At 69.9% G+C, this 16511-nt stretch carries 18 protein-coding genes; 12 read left to right on the forward strand and 6 right to left on the reverse strand.

Annotation, left to right across the window (positions count from 1 at the left end):
- Positions 1-68: 68 nt before the first annotated feature.
- A complete protein-coding gene (locus OP04_RS14380) occupies positions 69-1727 on the reverse strand; it encodes a glycoside hydrolase family 10 protein (RefSeq protein WP_085066466.1) in 1659 nt (552 codons plus the stop codon).
- 89 nt (positions 1728-1816) lie between these two features.
- On the opposite strand from OP04_RS14380, the gene OP04_RS14385 reads away from it, so the two are divergent.
- Together OP04_RS14385 and OP04_RS14390 are read left to right on the forward strand one after the other, a co-directional pair.
- Positions 1817-2458 carry an L-threonylcarbamoyladenylate synthase gene (locus OP04_RS14385; protein ID WP_033340176.1) on the forward strand — a complete coding sequence of 214 codons (642 nt, stop codon included), beginning with the start codon at positions 1817-1819 and terminating at the stop codon, positions 2456-2458.
- A complete protein-coding gene (locus OP04_RS14390; protein ID WP_033340177.1) occupies positions 2459-3073 on the forward strand; it encodes an arsenate reductase/protein-tyrosine-phosphatase family protein in 615 nt (204 codons plus the stop codon). It abuts the gene before it with no gap.
- Positions 3074-3153: 80 nt separating this feature from the next.
- Here OP04_RS14390 and tsaD read toward each other — a convergent pair whose 3' ends face one another.
- From tsaD to OP04_RS14415, 5 genes are all read right to left on the reverse strand, one after another.
- Positions 3154-4152, reverse strand: a complete 999-nt coding sequence (gene tsaD / locus OP04_RS14395; RefSeq protein ID WP_033340178.1) for a tRNA (adenosine(37)-N6)-threonylcarbamoyltransferase complex transferase subunit TsaD — start codon at positions 4150-4152, stop codon at positions 3154-3156.
- Positions 4149-4760, reverse strand: coding sequence for an L-threonylcarbamoyladenylate synthase (locus tag OP04_RS14400; RefSeq protein ID WP_232323593.1), 612 nt, complete (start codon positions 4758-4760; stop codon positions 4149-4151). Before OP04_RS14400 ends, tsaD begins: the two co-directional genes overlap by 4 nt.
- Positions 4757-5407, reverse strand: a complete 651-nt coding sequence (gene tsaB, locus OP04_RS49645; protein WP_051797887.1) for a tRNA (adenosine(37)-N6)-threonylcarbamoyltransferase complex dimerization subunit type 1 TsaB — start codon at positions 5405-5407, stop codon at positions 4757-4759. The genes OP04_RS14400 and tsaB overlap by 4 nt, the downstream gene beginning before the upstream one ends.
- Entirely contained in the window at positions 5370-5882 is a 513-nt protein-coding gene (gene tsaE / locus OP04_RS14410; RefSeq protein ID WP_051797889.1) for a tRNA (adenosine(37)-N6)-threonylcarbamoyltransferase complex ATPase subunit type 1 TsaE, read from the reverse strand. The genes tsaB and tsaE overlap by 38 nt, the downstream gene beginning before the upstream one ends.
- A gap of 83 nt (positions 5883-5965) precedes the next feature.
- Positions 5966-7423 carry an SDR family oxidoreductase gene (locus tag OP04_RS14415; protein WP_033340179.1) on the reverse strand — a complete coding sequence of 486 codons (1458 nt, stop codon included), beginning with the start codon at positions 7421-7423 and terminating at the stop codon, positions 5966-5968.
- 80 nt (positions 7424-7503) lie between these two features.
- On the opposite strand from OP04_RS14415, the gene OP04_RS14420 reads away from it, so the two are divergent.
- The 10 genes from OP04_RS14420 (at position 7504) to atpD (ending at position 16452) form a co-directional block, all read left to right on the forward strand.
- On the forward strand, positions 7504-8796 hold the full coding sequence (locus tag OP04_RS14420) for a serine hydroxymethyltransferase (protein ID WP_033340180.1): 1293 nt from the start codon (positions 7504-7506) through the stop codon (positions 8794-8796).
- A gap of 161 nt (positions 8797-8957) precedes the next feature.
- A complete protein-coding gene (locus OP04_RS14425) occupies positions 8958-9356 on the forward strand; it encodes a hypothetical protein (protein WP_033340181.1) in 399 nt (132 codons plus the stop codon).
- 167 nt (positions 9357-9523) lie between these two features.
- Entirely contained in the window at positions 9524-9745 is a 222-nt protein-coding gene (locus OP04_RS14430) for an AtpZ/AtpI family protein (RefSeq protein ID WP_033340182.1), read from the forward strand.
- 25 nt (positions 9746-9770) lie between these two features.
- Positions 9771-10574, forward strand: coding sequence for a F0F1 ATP synthase subunit A (gene atpB, locus OP04_RS14435; protein WP_033340183.1), 804 nt, complete (start codon positions 9771-9773; stop codon positions 10572-10574).
- Between the two features lie 91 nt (positions 10575-10665).
- Positions 10666-10908, forward strand: a complete 243-nt coding sequence (atpE, locus tag OP04_RS14440; RefSeq protein ID WP_033340184.1) for an ATP synthase F0 subunit C — start codon at positions 10666-10668, stop codon at positions 10906-10908.
- Positions 10909-10994: 86 nt separating this feature from the next.
- Complete coding sequence (locus OP04_RS14445; RefSeq protein WP_033340185.1) at positions 10995-11543, forward strand: F0F1 ATP synthase subunit B; 549 nt, start codon at positions 10995-10997, stop codon at positions 11541-11543.
- A complete protein-coding gene (locus OP04_RS14450; protein ID WP_033340186.1) occupies positions 11540-12361 on the forward strand; it encodes a F0F1 ATP synthase subunit delta in 822 nt (273 codons plus the stop codon). Before OP04_RS14445 ends, OP04_RS14450 begins: the two co-directional genes overlap by 4 nt.
- Positions 12362-12446: 85 nt before the next feature.
- Complete coding sequence (gene atpA / locus OP04_RS14455; RefSeq protein ID WP_033340187.1) at positions 12447-14090, forward strand: F0F1 ATP synthase subunit alpha; 1644 nt, start codon at positions 12447-12449, stop codon at positions 14088-14090.
- A gap of 2 nt (positions 14091-14092) precedes the next feature.
- Positions 14093-15022: a F0F1 ATP synthase subunit gamma gene (locus OP04_RS14460; RefSeq protein WP_033340188.1), complete on the forward strand. Its 930-nt coding sequence runs from the start codon at positions 14093-14095 to the stop codon at positions 15020-15022.
- On the forward strand, positions 15022-16452 hold the full coding sequence (atpD, locus tag OP04_RS14465) for a F0F1 ATP synthase subunit beta (protein WP_033340189.1): 1431 nt from the start codon (positions 15022-15024) through the stop codon (positions 16450-16452). Before OP04_RS14460 ends, atpD begins: the two co-directional genes overlap by 1 nt.
- The last annotated feature ends 59 nt before the right edge of the window (positions 16453-16511 follow it).

Genomic DNA, 16511 nt, shown 5'->3' on the forward strand with positions numbered 1-16511 from the left:
GGTGAGGCAGGGGTCCCGGAACAGCTGACCGCCGGCCTCACCCGGGTTTACGACAGAACGCCCGGAACTCAGCCCGCGGTGATCGGGGCGCTGGGGAGGCCCTCGTTCCAGGAACGGTCGAGGCCGGTCACGCAGTACGTCGCGGTCGGACCGGCGGGGGCGGCAGCGTCGACCCACTGCTGGCCGGCGGCGCCGGTCGCGCGGTCCGTGGCGACCAGGACGGCCTTGTCGCCGTCCACCCGGTAGAGCGCGAACGCGGTCGGCGCCGCGCCCGAGCCCGCGCGGCCGGTCACGGTCACGGTGCCGGTCTCCGGGTCGCGGACCGCGGCGGTGACCACGGGCGCGGCCGGCGGCGTGGACGGCAGCTGGGACATCGCGGCCGGGAGCGCGGGGGTGGCGTAGTAGTCCTTCGCGTACCGCGTGACGGCACCGAGCCGGTCCGCCTTGACCTGCTTGGCGCTGAAGTGGACGCTGCCGGTGACCTCCGGGTGGGTCCGGTTCAGTGCGAGCTGTTTGCTCAGCTGGTCCGGCTCCTTCCACGGGCCGTCCTCGCCGACCCGGTAGTCGGCCTGGCCGATCCACAGTTGCACGCCGGTCCCGGCCACGGTCGCGGTCCACCACGGCAGCATCTTGGCGTAGTCCGCCTTGTCGAAGCCGATGTTCCAGTAGAGCTGCGGGACGATGTAGTCCAGCCACTTCTCGCGTACCCACGTGCGGGTGTCGGCGTAGATCTCGTCGTAGGCCTGCAGGCCGCGGCTGTCCGAGCCCTCCGGATCGGTGCCGGCGTTGCGCCAGATGCCGAACGGGCTGATCCCGAACTTCACCCACGGCTTGATCTGCTTGATCCGCTCGGACATCTCCTTGACCAGCAGGTTCACGTTGTCGCGCCGCCAGTCGCCCTTGTCCTTGATGCCCCGGTTGTGCGCGGCGAACGCGGCGTCGTCCGGGAAGTCCTCGTCGCCCTCCGGATACGGGTAGAAGAAGTCGTCGAAGTGCACGCCGTCGACGTCGTACTTCTGCACGGCCTCCAGCATCGAGTCCTCGACGAACGTGCGCGCCTCCGGGATGCCGGGGTTGAAGAAGAACCGCCCGTTCGTGCTCGGGTACGTCACGCGCCACTCCGGGTGCGCGCGCAGCGGATGGTTCGGCGCGAGCTGGTTCACGTCCGCGCCCGCGCCCTTGGCCGCGGCCGGCTGGCTGCCCCGGTACGGGTTGAACCAGGCGTGGAACTCCAGGTTCCGCGCGTGGGTCTCGGCGATCATCCAGGCCATCGGGTCCCAGCCCGGCCCCACGCCGTCCCGCTTGCCGGTCAGCCAATCGGACCACGGCGCGTACTCCGACGGCCAGAACGCGTCGCCGCTCGGCCGCACGTGCACGAAGACCGCGTTGTGGTGGAGCTTCTGCGCCAGGTCGAGCCAGCCCAGGTACTCCGCCTTGACCTGCGCCTCCGGCAGCCCCTTCTTGCTCGGCCAGTCGATGTTGTTGACCGAGGTGATCCACATGGCGCGCAGCTCACGCGGCGCCGTGGTCGGCACGCCGTGGCACGACCCGGCCGTGGACGCGGCCGCGGTGGTCGCGGCCTCGGGCTCCCGGGCCTGTGCCGCGCTGCCGGAACGGTCGCCGGCCCACCGGATCAGGCCCGCGATCGCCACCAGGACGAGCACCGAGAGTGTCGCGGTCAGCGCGATGAGCAACTGGCGTCTGGCGGGCTTCCGGAGGACGGGCATCGGACCAGTCTGCCCACCGGAGCCGAAATCGCAAACGTTGCCACCGGTGCGGGTGCGGTCTCGGCCGCTCATGGCAGACTCTCCCCGTGATGCTCTATGACTGCCGGTCCGCAGCCGATCGAGACCGAGGCATCGCCGCCGCGATCGAGGCCGCGAAGAACGGCGAGCTGGTGGTCATGCCCACCGACACGCTCTACGGCATCGGCTGTGACGCGTTCTCGTCGCACGCCGTGAATTCGTTGTTCAGCGCGAAGGGCCGCGGGCGCACGCCCCCGCCGGTCCTGGTCGGCTCCCGCCACACGCTGAACGGCCTGGTCCTGATCCTGCCCAAGGCGGCGCGCGACCTGGCCGACGCGTTCTGGCCCGGCCCGTTGACGATCATCGTCGACCACGCGCCGAGCCTGCAGTGGGACCTCGGCGAGACGAACGGGCAGATCGCCGTGCGCCAGCCGCTGCACCCGGTCGCGCTGGAGGTGCTGCGCGAGGTCGGCCCGATGGCCGTCTCCGCGGCGAACAAGGTGGGTCGCGCCGCGCCGCTGACCGCGGCCGAGGCCCAGGAGCAGATGGGCTACTCGGTCCGCACCTACCTTGAGGCGGGCGCCTGCCTCGACCCGGTGCCGAGCACGATCGTGGACGTCACCGGCGACGTGCCCCGCATGCTGCGCGCCGGCGCGGTGCCGTTGGAGAAGCTCCGGGACGTGGTGCCGGACATGCTCGGCCAGGAGGACTGAATGCCGCCGTTTTCCGTGCTGCACGTCTGCATGGGCAACATCTGTCGCAGCCCCATGGCCGAGCACCTGCTGAACATGTCCTTCGCCCGCCGCCTGGCCCCCGGCGCGGACGCGGACCTCGGCACGCTGCTGTACTCGCACAGTGCCGGCACCGGCGGCTGGCACGCGGGCGAGAAGATGAACCCGCCGGCCGCCCGTGAGATCAAGCGCCGCGGCGGCGACTCGTCCGCGTTCGAGGCGCGCAAGCTGCGCTCCGACCACATCGACGCGGCCGACCTGATCCTCACCGCCACCGCGGACCAGCACGAGTACGTGCTGGCGCTGCGCCCCGACGCGGCCGCCCGCTCGTTCGTGCTCGCCGAGTTCGGCCGCCTGCTGGCCGCGGTCGACGAGTCCGCGCTGCCCGCCGCCGGCGCCACCCCCGAGCTCGTCCACGCCCGCGGCATCGCACTCGTGGCCGCCGTCGACGCGGCCCGCGCCGGTGCCGACTCCCTGCCCACGGACGACCTCGACGACCCGTGGGGCCGGGGCGACGCCGCCTTCGTCCGCATCGCCGACGAGATCGAGGCCACGGTCGACCCCCTGGCTGCCCGCCTGCTCGCCCCGAAGCAGTAGATCCGGCGACGCGGCGCGAGACCACCCGCGCCGGCGGAAATGCAGCTCCGCGCGCTGCATTTCCGCGTGTGCGCGGTGAGCTAGAAGGACTCGATGGTCAGGGACGTCTGCGGGGCGGCCGGGGTGTGGTTGTCCGTGGCCAGGTAGTCCCAGGCGGCCATGGCGATCATGGCGCCGTTGTCGGTGGACCACTTCAGCGGCGGCAGGCACAGCCGGACGCCGGCCTCGTCGCAGAGCTGGGCGGCGGCGGCCCGGAGCGGCGGGGAGGCGGCGACGCCGCCCACGATCACGAGCGAGGACGAGGGGTACGCCGCGAGCGCCCGACGGCACTTGGCGACCAGCACGTCCATGCAGGCGGCGACGAAGGACGCGGCGACGTCCTCGACCTTCCAGCCCTTCTCGGCCTCCAGGTAGCGCATGACCGCGGACTTCAGGCCGGAGAACGAGAAGTCCAGGCCGTGATTGATGACCGGCCGCGGGAACGGGATGTGCGGGATGCCGGCGCCGGCCATCCGGTCGACGACGGGACCGCCGGGGTAGCCCAGGCCGAGCATGCGGGAGACCTTGTCGTAGGCCTCGCCGACCGAGTCGTCCAGCGTGTTACCGATCAGCTTGATGTCGGACGGGCCGTTCATCCGGGCCAGCAGCGTGTGACCGCCGGAGACCAGCAGGATCATGGCGGGGAACTCGACCCGCTGCTCCTCCAGGTCAGCGCTGCGCAGGTGGCCGCGCAGGTGGTTGACGCCGACGATCGGCACGCCCCAGCCGGCGGCGAGGCCGGACGCGGTGTCCAGGCCGACCATCAGCGAGCCGATCAGGCCGGGGCCGCGGGTGACGCCGATCGCCTCCAGCTCGCGGGGGTTGATGCCGGAGTCCTCCAGCACCATCCGTACCGTCGGAATGATCTTGTCGATGTGGGCGCGGCTGGCGACCTCGGGGTAGACCCCGCCGTACCGGTTGTGGATGAGCACCTGCGAGGCGACGGCGGACGCGACGACCTGGCCGCGCTCGTCGACGAGGCCGACGGCCGTGTCGTCGCAGGACGTCTCGATGCCGAGGATGAGCCCGTTCGACGTCATGACAGAACCTTCTCGATCTGGTCTTCGGGGATCTGGCCCACGCGCTCGATCCGCGGCGTCGGCAGGTTGCAGTTCACCAGCGTCGACGGTACGGACCGGCGCGGCCCGCCGTCGAGCACGATGTCCGGCTCGCCGGTCAGCTGGGCGAGGATGTCCGCGACCGTCTCCGGCGTCTCCTGCTGGTGCGCGTTCGCGCTGGTGACGAGCAGCGGGCCGGTCTCCCGGAGGATGGCGAGCAGCGCCTCCTCCTTCGGGATGCGCACCGCGATCTCGTCCCGCCCGGCCAGCCAGTCCGGCGCGCCGGAGAGCCCGAACGCGATGGTGATCGGGCCGGGGGCGAACGCGTCGAGCAGCTTGCGCGCGTCCGGCGTGACGACCGCGCCCAGCGAGGGCAGCTGATCCACGCCGGACACCATGATCGGCAGGTTGCGCATGGCCGGGCGCTGCTTCATCGCGAAGATCCGGGCGGCGGACTCGGGACGGCCGGCCGCGACCGCGAGGCCGTAGACCGTGTCCGTCGGGACCAGCGCCACGCCGCCGGCCAGCAGGCTGTCCCGCGCGGCGGCGACGATGTCGGGCGTCACCTCGGTGACATGGCGAAGGATCACGGAATCTCCCCGGTGAACGGTGCGGTCTGCTCGTTGATCGGGCTCACCACGTCGGCCGGCGCCCAGTCCGCGTCGGCGGGCGGCGTGACCGTGAGCCGGTAGGTGGCCAGCGAGGACGGGACCTCGACGCCGCTGTCCGTCACGTCGACGCCGTCCAGCAGCGCGATGGCCTGGTCGCGGAACGACCCGGCGACGATCACGGAGGTGTGCGCCGCGCGGACCGCCGTGGCGATCTCGGACAGTTTGTCGTGCCGCATCAGAGTCGGCCTGCCGTGCTCGTAGACGGCCGCGTAGACGTTGCCCGCGCCCGCGTTGCGCAGGCAGAGCACCGGCAGGTCCGCACCCGGCGCCGCGGTCTCGGCCAGCACGCGCAGCCCGTGGACGCCGACCACCTGCCGGCCCAGGCTGAACGCGAGGCCGTTCGCGTACGCCACGCCGGCCCGCACCGAGCTCAGGTTGCCCGGCCCGAGGTTGACCGCGATCAGCGCGATGTCCGCCGTGGTGTGCCCGGCCGCGGCCAGCGTGGTCTGGACCAGGCCGCCGATGCTGGTGAAGGACGGGTCGTCGCGCCTCAGCACGGTCTCGGCGCCGTCCAGCGTGACGCCGTAGTTAATCGATGACGATTCGATCGCGAGCGTGAGCCCCATTGGTGTCCTTCGAGATAGCCGCGTGCAGGTCGCCGAGCGCGCCGGTCCACCGGTCGCAGGACGAGGCGAAGGTCAGGGAGCGGCCGTCCGTCTCGTCGGTGGCGACAAAGGAGATCGCGAGGTGGCAGGGGAACTCACCGGCGATCTTCTCGCCCCACTCGATGAGGCTGATCACCTCGTCCTGGTACTCCGCGAGCCCGAGGTCGCGATATTCCTCCACGTCGGCCAGCCGGTAGCTGTCCACGTGCAGGATGCGTGACCTCGCGGAGTAGAACTGCGCGAGCGCGAACGTCGGGCTGGTGACCGGGTCGGTGGAGCCCAGCGCCTCGGCGACGGCCTTGACGAACGTGGTCTTGCCCGCGGCCAGGTCGCCGCTCAGCAGCACGATGTCGCCGGGCCTCAGCGCGTCCGCGAGGGCGGCACCGATCAGCGCGGTCTGCGCCGGCGAGCCGGAGCGCACACTGAATTGCTCCATGACGAAATGTTCCCCTACTCCTCACCAGGCGGAAGCCTGAGGTAGGCCCGCCAGCATACCGGCCGAAAAGGATCGTCCCGATATCAGGAGGTCAGCGACGAGCGGGCGATGTTCCTGGCCATGCCGCCGAAGATCACCGCGTGGAACGGGAAGACCGCGGCCCAGTACGCGTGCCCGGCCAGCCCGTGCGGCAGGAAGACCGCCCGCTGCCGGTACGTGGACGTGCCGTCCGGCCCCGGCTCCGAGTGCATCTCCAGCCAGGCCCGGCCCGGCAGCCGCATCTCCGCGCGCAGCCGCAGCATCCGGCCCGGGACGATCTCCTCGACGCGCCAGAAGTCCAGCGCCTCGCCGACGTAGAGCCGGTGCGGGTCCCGGCGGCCGCGGCGCAGGCCGACGCCGCCGGAGAGCGTGTCCAGCCAGCCGCGCACGGACCAGGCCAGCGGGAACGAGTACCAGCCGTTCTCGCCGCCGACGCCCTCGATCACCCGCCAGAGCGCGTCCGAGGGTGCGCCGACCGGCGCGCTGCGCACGTCCGTGTAGACGCTGCCGCCGGACCAGGCCGGGTCCGTGGGCAGCGGTTCCGCGGCCGCGTCCCGGCCGGCCGCGCCGGTCCACCGCGTCTCCACCTGCACGTCGCGGAGCTTGGCGAGCGCGAGCCGGACCGCCTCGTCGAACGGCGTCGGGTCCCAGGGGTAGAGATCCGAGATGTCGTTCTCGTGGGCCACGGCCTCGTGGATCAGGCTCTCCACCAGCGGCCGGGCGATCGCGTTCGGCACCGGCGTGACCAGGCCGACCCAGTGCGAGGAGAGCCAGGGCGTGAGCGCGCGGACCGGCAGCAGCACGCGGCGGGGGAGTCCGGCCACCTTCGCGTACCGCTGCATCATCTCGGCGTAGGTGAGCACGTCCGGACCGGCGATGTCGAAGCCGCGGTTCACCTCCGGCGGCAGGCTCGCGGCCTCGATCAGGCGGCGCAGCACGTCCCGTACCGCGATGGGCTGGATCCGGTTGTTCACCCAGCGCGGCGTGACCATGACCGGCAGGCGCTCGGTCAGGTAGCGCAGCATCTCGAACGACGCGGAACCGGACCCGATGATCACCGGCGCCCGCAGCACGGCCGTGGGCACGCCGCTGTCCAGCAGGATCCGGCCCACCTCGGCACGCGAGCGCAGGTGCGCGGAGTGCACGCGCCCGGCGGGGTCGGGCCCGCCCAGGTAGACGATCCGCTGGACGCCGGCCTCGGCAGCGGCGCGTGCGAAGTTGACGGCACCCTCGCGGTCCAGCTTCTCGAAGCCGCGCCGGCCGAGCGAATGGATCAGGTAGTAGGCGACGTCCACGCCCTCGAACGCGGCGGCCAGCGACTCCGGCCTGCTGATGTCGCCCTCCACCACCTCGACGTCCCCGGCCCAGGGCACGTCGCGCAGCCGGCCGGCGTTCCGGGCGAGACAGCGCACCCGGTAGCCGGCCGCGGCCAGGCGCGGTGCGAGGCGCCCGCCGATGTATCCGGTGGCGCCGGTGACCAGGCAGAGAGCGTCTTCTCGCATGGAGCTCATGATTGCCCCCGAATCAGAACCTAAACGGCCATAGACTCAGGCTGCCGATCTGGCCGATGCGGGGAGTTCCTGTGAGCGACACCTTCTGGGGCCCGGACTTCGATGCCCTGCACGAGACCGACCCCGAGCTCGCCGACGTGCTGCTCACCGATCTGCGCCGGCTGCGTGACGGGCTCCAGCTGATAGCGAGCGAGAACCTGACCTCGCCGGCCGTGCTGGCCGCGATGGGCTCCACGCTGAGCAACAAGTACGCGGAGGGTTATCCGGGGCACCGCTACTACGGCGGGTGCGGTCCGGCGGACCGGGCCGAGGAACTGGCCGTGAGCCGGGCGAAGGACCTGTTCGGCGCGGACCACGTGAACGTGCAGCCGCACTCCGGCGCGTCCGCGATCATGGCGGCCTACGCCGCGCTGGTGCAGCCGGGCGACACCGTGCTCGCGATGGATCTGCCGCTCGGCGGGCACCTCACCCACGGCAGCAAGGTCAACTTCTCCGGGAAGTGGTTCAATCCCATCGGGTACGGCCTGCGCCGCGACACCGAGCTGATCGACTACGACGAGGTGCGTGACCTGGCCCGTGCGCACCGGCCCAAAATGATCATCTGCGGCGCCACGGCGTACCCCCGCTGCATTGACTTCAAGGTTTTCCGCGAGATCGCGGATGAGGTCGGCGCCTATCTGATGGTGGACGCGGCCCACTTCATCGGGCTCGTGGCCGGGAAGGCGATCGCCTCGCCGGTGCCGCACGCGGACGTGGTCTGCGCGACCACGCACAAGGTACTGCGCGGCCCGCGCGGCGGCATGATCCTGTGCCGGGAGGGGCTGTCCGCGCGGATCGACAAGGCAGTCTTCCCGTTCACGCAGGGCGGGCCGCTGATGCACGCGGTCGCGGCGAAGGCCGTCGCGTTCCGGGAAGCCCAGATGCCCGACTTCCAGGGGTACGCCAAGCAGGTGGTCAGGAACGCCCAGGCGCTCGCCGCCGGCCTAGTCACCGAGGGCATGCGGGCGGTGACCGGCGGCACCGACACGCACCTGGCCGTGGCCGACCTCACCGACCTCGGCGTGACCGGCCGTGACGCGGAGGAGCGCTGCGACCTGGCCCGGATCACGCTGAACAAGAACGCGGTGCCGTACGACCCGCAGAAGCCCACGGTGGCGTCCGGCATCCGGATCGGCACCGCCTGCATCACCACGCAGGGCATGGACGAGGGCGTCTCCCGGGAGATCGCCGGCCTGATCGGCCGGGCCGTGCGGGCGGATCCGGGCACCGCGCCCGGCCTGACCGCGCTGCACGAGGTCGCGGACCAGGTGACCACCCTGGTCCGCAGATTCCCCGCCTATGCGCGCCCCGAGCCCGCGGTCTGAGGGTTACCCTCGGTGAAGGGTTCGATCGGAGGTGGCAATGATGCTGCTCGACGTCCTGGTCGCCGTCTTCCTCACACTGTGCCTGGTGATCAGCTGTGCCGCGGTCGGTTCCGGGCACGGGATCGCCCATCACCGCCGCCGGGACCGGTAGTCTCGTCGGGATGATCGTTCGGTTGGGTCACATCTGGTGGCCGCTCGCCGCCACCGCGGTGCTGGCCGTGGTGCTGGCCGTGGTCGGCCAGGTGGTCGACGGACGCGCCGGCCTGCTCGGTGCGCTGCTCGGCGTGGGACTGATGGCCGGCGGCTACCTCGTGTCGAACCTGGCGATCGCCTGGGCCGACTCCGTCATGCCGAAGCTGGTGCTGACCGTCGGCCTGGCCACCTATGTCTTCAAGATCACGCTGCTCGGCCTGGTGCTGCTGGTCGTGGTGGACAAGGACTGGGCCGGTGTGCGGATGACCACGATCGCCATGATCTGCGCCATGACGATCTGGATATCCGCGCAGATCTGGTCGTCCATGAGACTGCCCGCCGTCCCCCCTCAGATGGTGTCCGACTAGGCACTTCAGGTGACCGTTGTCGGAAATTGGCGAGTCCTCTCCCGGTTCCCGGCCGCGGGGAGTACCGTGTCCAACGATTGAGCAGGACCCCCGCGAAACCACACGACTGCGTTGTGTGGGGGGTGAGTCCTAGCCTCCTGCCAGCGGCTGATATCGTTCGCCGCGTCATGGCCGATGACCCTTCACCCAATAAACCCCCTGAGCCTGAGTCCGGGGCGGACGCCGGCTGGTCGGCGGTCGGTTACCTGCTCGGCGGCATGATCATCTGGGGCGGCGCGGGCTGGCTGGTCGACAGATGGCTTGGCCTGCCGGACGTGGGACTGCTGATCGGGCTGATCGGCGGCACCATCGCCGGGGTTTATCTGATCGTGAAGAGGCTGGGCGCGTGAACGGCCCCGACCGACGGAGGATGCGTTGAGTAAGTCCCCGAACGTTCTCGCCGCGGAGTTCCCGCCCGGGGTGGAGAGCTTCGACTTCGGCACCCTGGTCCCGGCGCTCGAAGGCACGATGTGGGCGCAGGCGGTCACCAAGATCACGCTGCTGGTCTGGCTGTCCGTCGCAATCCTGATCGTCTTTTTCCTGGTCGCGTACCGCAGTCCGAAGGTCGTGCCGACCAAGGGCCAGTGGATCGCCGAGTCCGTCTACGGCTTCGTGCGGGACGGCATCGCCAAGGACATCATCGGCAACAAGCACGGCGTGCGCTTCGCGCCGTACCTGACCACGCTGTTCGTGTTCATCCTGCTGAACAACCTCTGGGGCATCGTCCCGTTCGCGCAGATTTCACCGAACTCGCATATCGCGTTCCCGATCACGCTGGCACTCTTCACCTACGTGCTGTACTTCGCGGTCGGCATCAAGGCCCAGGGCCTGGGTCACTACATCAAGAGCAGCATCTGGGTGTCCGGCGCGCCGTTGTGGGTGCAGCCGATCCTGGTGCCGATCGAGCTGTTCCAGGTCCTGCTGCTCCGCCCGGCCACGCTGGCCATCCGACTCTTCGCGAACATGTTCGCCGGCCACATGATCCTGCTGGTGTTCACGCTCGGCGGTGTCGCGCTGATGAACGCGGACGCGGTGTTCCTCAAGCCGGTCGCGGTCCTCAGCTGGGGCATGGCGATCGTGATGACCCTCTTCGAGCTGTTCATCCTCTCGCTGCAGGCGTACGTCTTCACGCTGCTGACGGCGACGTACCTGCAGAGTTCGGTCGACCCGGCGCACTGATCGCGCCCCGAAGCCCAAGCTTTCGCAAAAGTAAGTATTCGCCTTAATCGTTCGCGTAACTCGTACGCGGCAACTCAGGAGGATTCACAGCATGATCACCGAGACCACGACCGTCCTGGCCGAAATCGGCGGCAACATCAACGTCGTCGGCTACGGCATCGCTGCCCTCGGCCCGGGTATCGGCGTTGGCCTGGTCTTCGCCGCCTACATCCAGGCGACCGCCCGTCAGCCCGAGACCGCCGGTCTGACCCGTGTCTACATGTTCATGGGCTTCGCCGTGGTGGAGGCGCTTGCGCTCCTCGGCCTGGTGCTCGCGTTCGCACAGCAGGGCTGAACGAACACCTCGACGGTCTCCGCGTCGCCGCGGAGTCGATTCGGTGATCACCGGGAACGACGGATCACCGGCCAGATGGGAGTGTTATGACCTCTTATATCGCTGCTGAGGAGCACGGCGGAAGCATTCTGATTCCGCCGGTCTCCGAAATCATCGTCGGTGTCGTCGCCTTCGCTGTGATCCTGTTCGTCCTGGCCAAGTTCGTCTTCCCACGCATGGAGGAGACGTTCAAGGCCCGGGTCGAGGCGATCGAGGGCGGCATCGAGCGCGCCAACGCCGCACAGGCCGAGGCGAACGAGCTGCTGGAGCAGTACAAGGCACAGCTCGCCGACGCACGGACCGAGGCCGCCCGCATAAGGGACGAGGCGCGTGCCGACGCCGAGGCGATCCGTCAGGACGTCCTGGCCAAGGCGCGTGAGGAGTCCGACCGCATCATCGCGGCCGGGCAGGAGAACCTCCGCACCCAGCGCGAGCAGCTCGTCCGCGAGCTGCGCTCCGAGATCGGCACGCTCGCCGTGGACCTGGCCGGTCGCATCGTGGGCGAGTCGCTCGCCGACGAGGCGCGCAGCCGGGGCACGGTCGAGCGCTTCATCGCCGAGATCGACGCGCCGGCCGCGTCGGGGGGTCGGCGCTGATGTCGAACAGCAACCGCGAGTCCTATGCCGCGGCGACGGACGAGCTGACCGCGTACGCCTCCACGGCGTCCGCGGCGGACGTCGCCGTGCTGGGCGACGAACTTCTCGCGGTCGCCCGTCTGCTGTCGGGCGAGCCCCGGCTGCGGCGTGCGCTGTCCGACTCGTCCACCCCGGTCGCGCAGCGCACCGAGCTCATCGGCTCGCTGCTCTCCGGCAAGGTGGGCGCACCGGCCCTCACGGTGCTGACCACGCTCGTCTCCGGGCGCTGGTCCTCGCCGGCGGAGTTCCTGACCGCGGTCGAGCAGGCCGGCGTCGACGCGCTGCTGATCAGCGCGTCCGCCGCCGGTGAGCTCGGCGAGGTCGAGGACGAGCTGTTCCGGTTCGCCAAGGTCGTCTCCGCGGAGAAGGCTCTCGGCGGCGCGCTCGCCGACAACTCCGTCCCGGCCGCGCGCCGGACGGAGCTGGTCCGGGAGCTGCTGTCCGGCAAGGCGAAGCCGGTGACGGTCCGCCTGGTCGAGGTGGCGCTGTCCGGGTTCGGCGGGCGCGGTTTCGTGGCATCGCTGGACCGCCTGGTCGAGCTGGCCGCGGACCGTCAGGACCGCGACCTCGCGTACGTGACCGTCGCACGCCCGCTCGCCGAGGCCGACGAGCAGGCGCTGGCCGCCAAGTTGTCCGAACTGTACGGCCGGGGTGTGTCCCTCAAGGTCACGGTCGACCCGGCCATCGTCGGCGGCATCAGTGTCAAGGTCGGCTCCGACCTGTACGACGGCACGATTCTGCGGCGGCTCACCGAAGCCCGCAAGGCATTCGCCAAGTAGGTCCGTTCCCTCGGAAGCCCTTCATTCCGTGCGCGTTTTCGCGCTGGTGGGGACGGCGCCGAGACGAGAGTAGAGAAGGCTGAGGATGGCCGAGCTGACCATCTCCTCGGATGAGATCCGGGGTGCGCTCGAGCGCTATGTTTCGTCCTACACGCCCGAGGTCTCCCGCGAGGAGGTCGGCATCGTCAGCGATGCGGGCGACGGAATCGCACATGTCCAGGGTCTGCCCTCGACGATGGCCAACGAGCTGCTGGAGTTCGAGGACGGCACCCTGGGTGTGTCCCTGAACCTGGAGGCCCGCGAGATCGGTGTCGTCGTTCTCGGCGACTTCACCGGCATCGAGGAGGGGCAGCCGGTCAAGCGGACCGGCCGCGTCCTCTCCGTGCCGGTCGGTGACGGCTTCCTGGGCCGCGTCGTCAACGCGCTCGGCGAGCCGATCGACGACAAGGGCGACATCGAGACCGACGGCTTCCGCGAGCTCGAGCTCCAGGCGCCGAACGTCATGTCGCGGCAGCCCGTGAAGGAGCCGCTGCAGACCGGCATCAAGGCCATCGACTCGATGACCGCGATCGGCCGGGGCCAGCGTCAGCTGATCATCGGTGACCGCAAGACCGGCAAGACCACGGTCGCGCTCGACGCGATCCTGAACCAGCGTGACAACTGGCTGTCCGGCGACCCGAAGAAGCAGGTCCGCTGCATCTACGTCGCCATCGGCCAGAAGGCCACGACCATCGCCACGGTCAAGGGCATCCTCGAGGAGAAGGGGGCGATGGAGTACACCACCATCGTCGCCGCCCCCGCGGACGCGCCGGCCGGCTTCAAGTACATCGCGCCGTACGCCGGTTCCTCGATCGGCCAGCACTGGATGTATAACGGCAAGCACGTTCTGATCGTCTTCGACGACCTGAGCAAGCAGGCCGAGGCGTACCGTGCCATCTCGCTGCTGCTGCGCCGTCCGCCGGGCCGCGAGGCCTACCCGGGTGACGTCTTCTACCTGCACTCCCGCCTGCTGGAGCGCTGCGCGAAGCTCTCCGACGAGCTGGGCGCGGGCTCGATGACCGGTCTGCCGATCATCGAGACCAAGGCGTCGGACATCTCGGCGTTCATCCCGACCAACGTCATCTCGATCACGGACGGCCAGATCTTCCTGGAGTCCGACCTGTTCAACTCCGGTGTCCGCCCGGCCATCAACGTGGGCACCTCGGTGTCCCGGGTCGGCGGCGCGGCGCAGGTCAAGGGCCTCAAGGGCGTGGCCGGTCGCCTGCGTCTGGACCTGGCGCAGTACCGCGAGCTGGAGGCGTTCTCCGCCTTCGCCTCCGACCTGGACAAGGCGTCGCGCAACCAGCTCGCGCGCGGTGCCCGTCTGGTCGAGCTGCTCAAGCAGCCGCAGTACTCGCCGTATCCGGTCGAGGACGAGACGATCTCCATCTGGGCCGGCACCACCGGCGAGCTGGACGACGTCGAGATCGCCGACGTGAGCCGGTTCGAGCGGGAGCTGCTGCAGTGGCTGCGTCAGCACCGCGCGGACGTCGTCACCGGCATCGCGTCGACCGGCAAGCTGTCGGACGAGGCGATCGAGTCGCTGAAGACCGGCGTGGCCGAGTTCAAGCAGCTCTTCCAGAGCGGTGCCACCGGCACCCGGGTGAACGAGGCTCCGGCCGAGGCGCTCGGTGACGACAAGGTCAGCCGCGAGACCGTCACCCGGCACGTCGACTCGGACGAGAGCTAGGCATGGCCGGTCAGGTACAGGCGCTGCGCCGTAAGGTTCGCTCGGTCCGGTCCACCAAGAAGATCGCCAAGGCGCAGGAGCTGGTCGCGACCAGCAAGATCGCCAAGGCGCAGGAGCGGCAGTCCGCGGCCAAGCCGTACGCGGAGGCGATCACCGGTGTGCTCACCGAGCTCGCCTCGAACGCCAGCATCGACCACCCGCTGCTGCAGCCCCGCCCCCGGGTGCTGCGGGCCGGCGTGCTGCTCATCACCAGTGACCGGGGCCTGGCCGGCGCCTACAACGCCAACGCGATCCGGACGGCCGAGGGACTGATCTCGCGGCTTCGCGCGGACAACAAGGACGTGGCGCTGTACGTGGTCGGCCGCAAGGCCCTCTCGTACTACACGTTCCGCGGCCGTCCGGTCGAGGCCAGCTGGACCGGTTTCTCCGGCGAGCCCACGTTCGCGGACGCCCGCAAGATCGGCGAGAGCCTGCTGGCGGCGTTCGAGGCCGGTGCCGACGACACGGAGACGACCTACGGCCCGGACGGCATTCGCGGTGTGGACGAGATCCACATCGTGAGCACCTCGTTCAAGTCGCTGATGACCCAGTCCGCCGGCTCGCGCTTCCTGGCGCCGATGCAGGTGGAGGAGAAGAAGCGCGAGGGCGGGCCGAAGCCGTCGTACGAGTTCGAGCCGGAGCCGGAGGAGATGCTGGCCGCGCTCCTGCCGAAGTACATCAACACGCGGATCTACGCGGCGTTGCTGGACTCGGCCGCGAGCGAGTGGGCAGCCCGGCGGCGGGCGATGAAGAGCGCCTCGGACAACGCGGACGAGCTGCTCAAGACCTACACGCGCGAGATGAACTCCGCGCGGCAGGCCGCGATCACCCAGGAGATCAGTGAGATCGTCGGTGGCGCCAACGCGCTGGCGGCGGCGGGAAGTGATGAGTGATGACTGCTGTTGTTGAGCCGCAGACCGCCGTGGGTCGCGTCGTCCGGGTCATCGGCCCGGTCGTCGACGCCGAGTTCCCGCGTGACGCGATGCCTGAAATCTACAACGCGCTGCACGTCGAGGTGACCCTCTCCTCGGGCGCCAAGACGCTGACGCTCGAGGTCGCGCAGCACCTGGGCAACAACATCGTCCGGGCGATCTCGATGGCGCCGACGGACGGCCTGGTCCGCGGCGCCGAGGTCAAGGACACCGGCGCGGGCATCTCGGTGCCGGTCGGTGACGTGACCCGTGGCCACGTCTTCAACGCGCTCGGCGAGTTCCTGAACGCGGACGAGTCGACGCTGGAGATCACGGAGCGCTGGCCGATCCACCGCAAGGCCCCGGCCTTCGCGGACCTCGAGCCGAAGACCGAGATGCTGGAGACCGGCATCAAGGTGCTGGACCTGCTCACGCCGTACGTGCGTGGTGGCAAGATCGGCCTCTTCGGCGGCGCGGGCGTGGGCAAGACGGTGCTCATCCAGGAGATGATCATCCGTGTCGCCCGCAACTTCGGCGGTACCTCCGTCTTCGCCGGCGTCGGCGAGCGCACCCGTGAGGGCAACGACCTCATCCTGGAGATGGACGAGGGCGGCGTGCTCGACAAGACCGCGCTGGTCTTCGGCCAGATGGACGAGCCGCCGGGCACCCGCCTGCGGGTGGCGCTGTCCGCGCTGACCATGGCGGAGTACTTCCGCGACGTCCAGAACCAGGAGGTGCTGCTCTTCATCGACAACATCTTCCGGTTCACCCAGGCGGGTTCCGAGGTGTCCACGCTGCTCGGCCGCATGCCGTCCGCCGTGGGTTACCAGCCCAACCTGGCGGACGAGATGGGTCTGCTGCAGGAGCGCATCACCTCGGTCCGGGGCAAGGCCATCACCTCGCTCCAGGCGATCTACGTGCCCGCGGACGACTACACCGACCCGGCGCCGGCCACCACGTTCGCCCACCTGGACGCGACGACCAACCTTGAGCGGTCGATCTCGGACAAGGGCATCTACCCGGCCGTGGACCCGCTGGCCTCCAGCTCGCGGCTGCTCGCGCCGGAGTTCGTCGGCCAGGAGCACTACTCGGTCGCCCGCGAGGTGCAGCGGATCCTGCAGAAGTACAAGGACCTGCAGGACATCATCGCCATCCTCGGTATGGACGAGCTGTCCGAGGAGGACAAGGTCACGGTGGGCCGCGCCCGCCGGATCGAGCGCTTCCTCTCGCAGAACACCTACGCCGCCGAGCAGTTCACCGGCGTCGCGGGCTCGACGGTTCCGCTGAAGGAGACCATCGAGTCGTTCAAGAAGATCTCCGAGGGCGAGTACGACCACTTCCCCGAGCAGGCGTTCTTCATGTGCGGCGGTCTCGAGGACCTCGAGCGCAACGCGCACGAGCTGATGAAGTAAACAGCGTCACCCTGAGGGCCCCGCTCCGGCGGGGCCCTCTTTTTACCCTCATGTGACTA

The sequence above is a fragment of the Catenuloplanes japonicus genome (genome assembly GCF_000717135.1).
GTDB classification, from domain to species: domain Bacteria; phylum Actinomycetota; class Actinomycetes; order Mycobacteriales; family Micromonosporaceae; genus Catenuloplanes; species Catenuloplanes japonicus.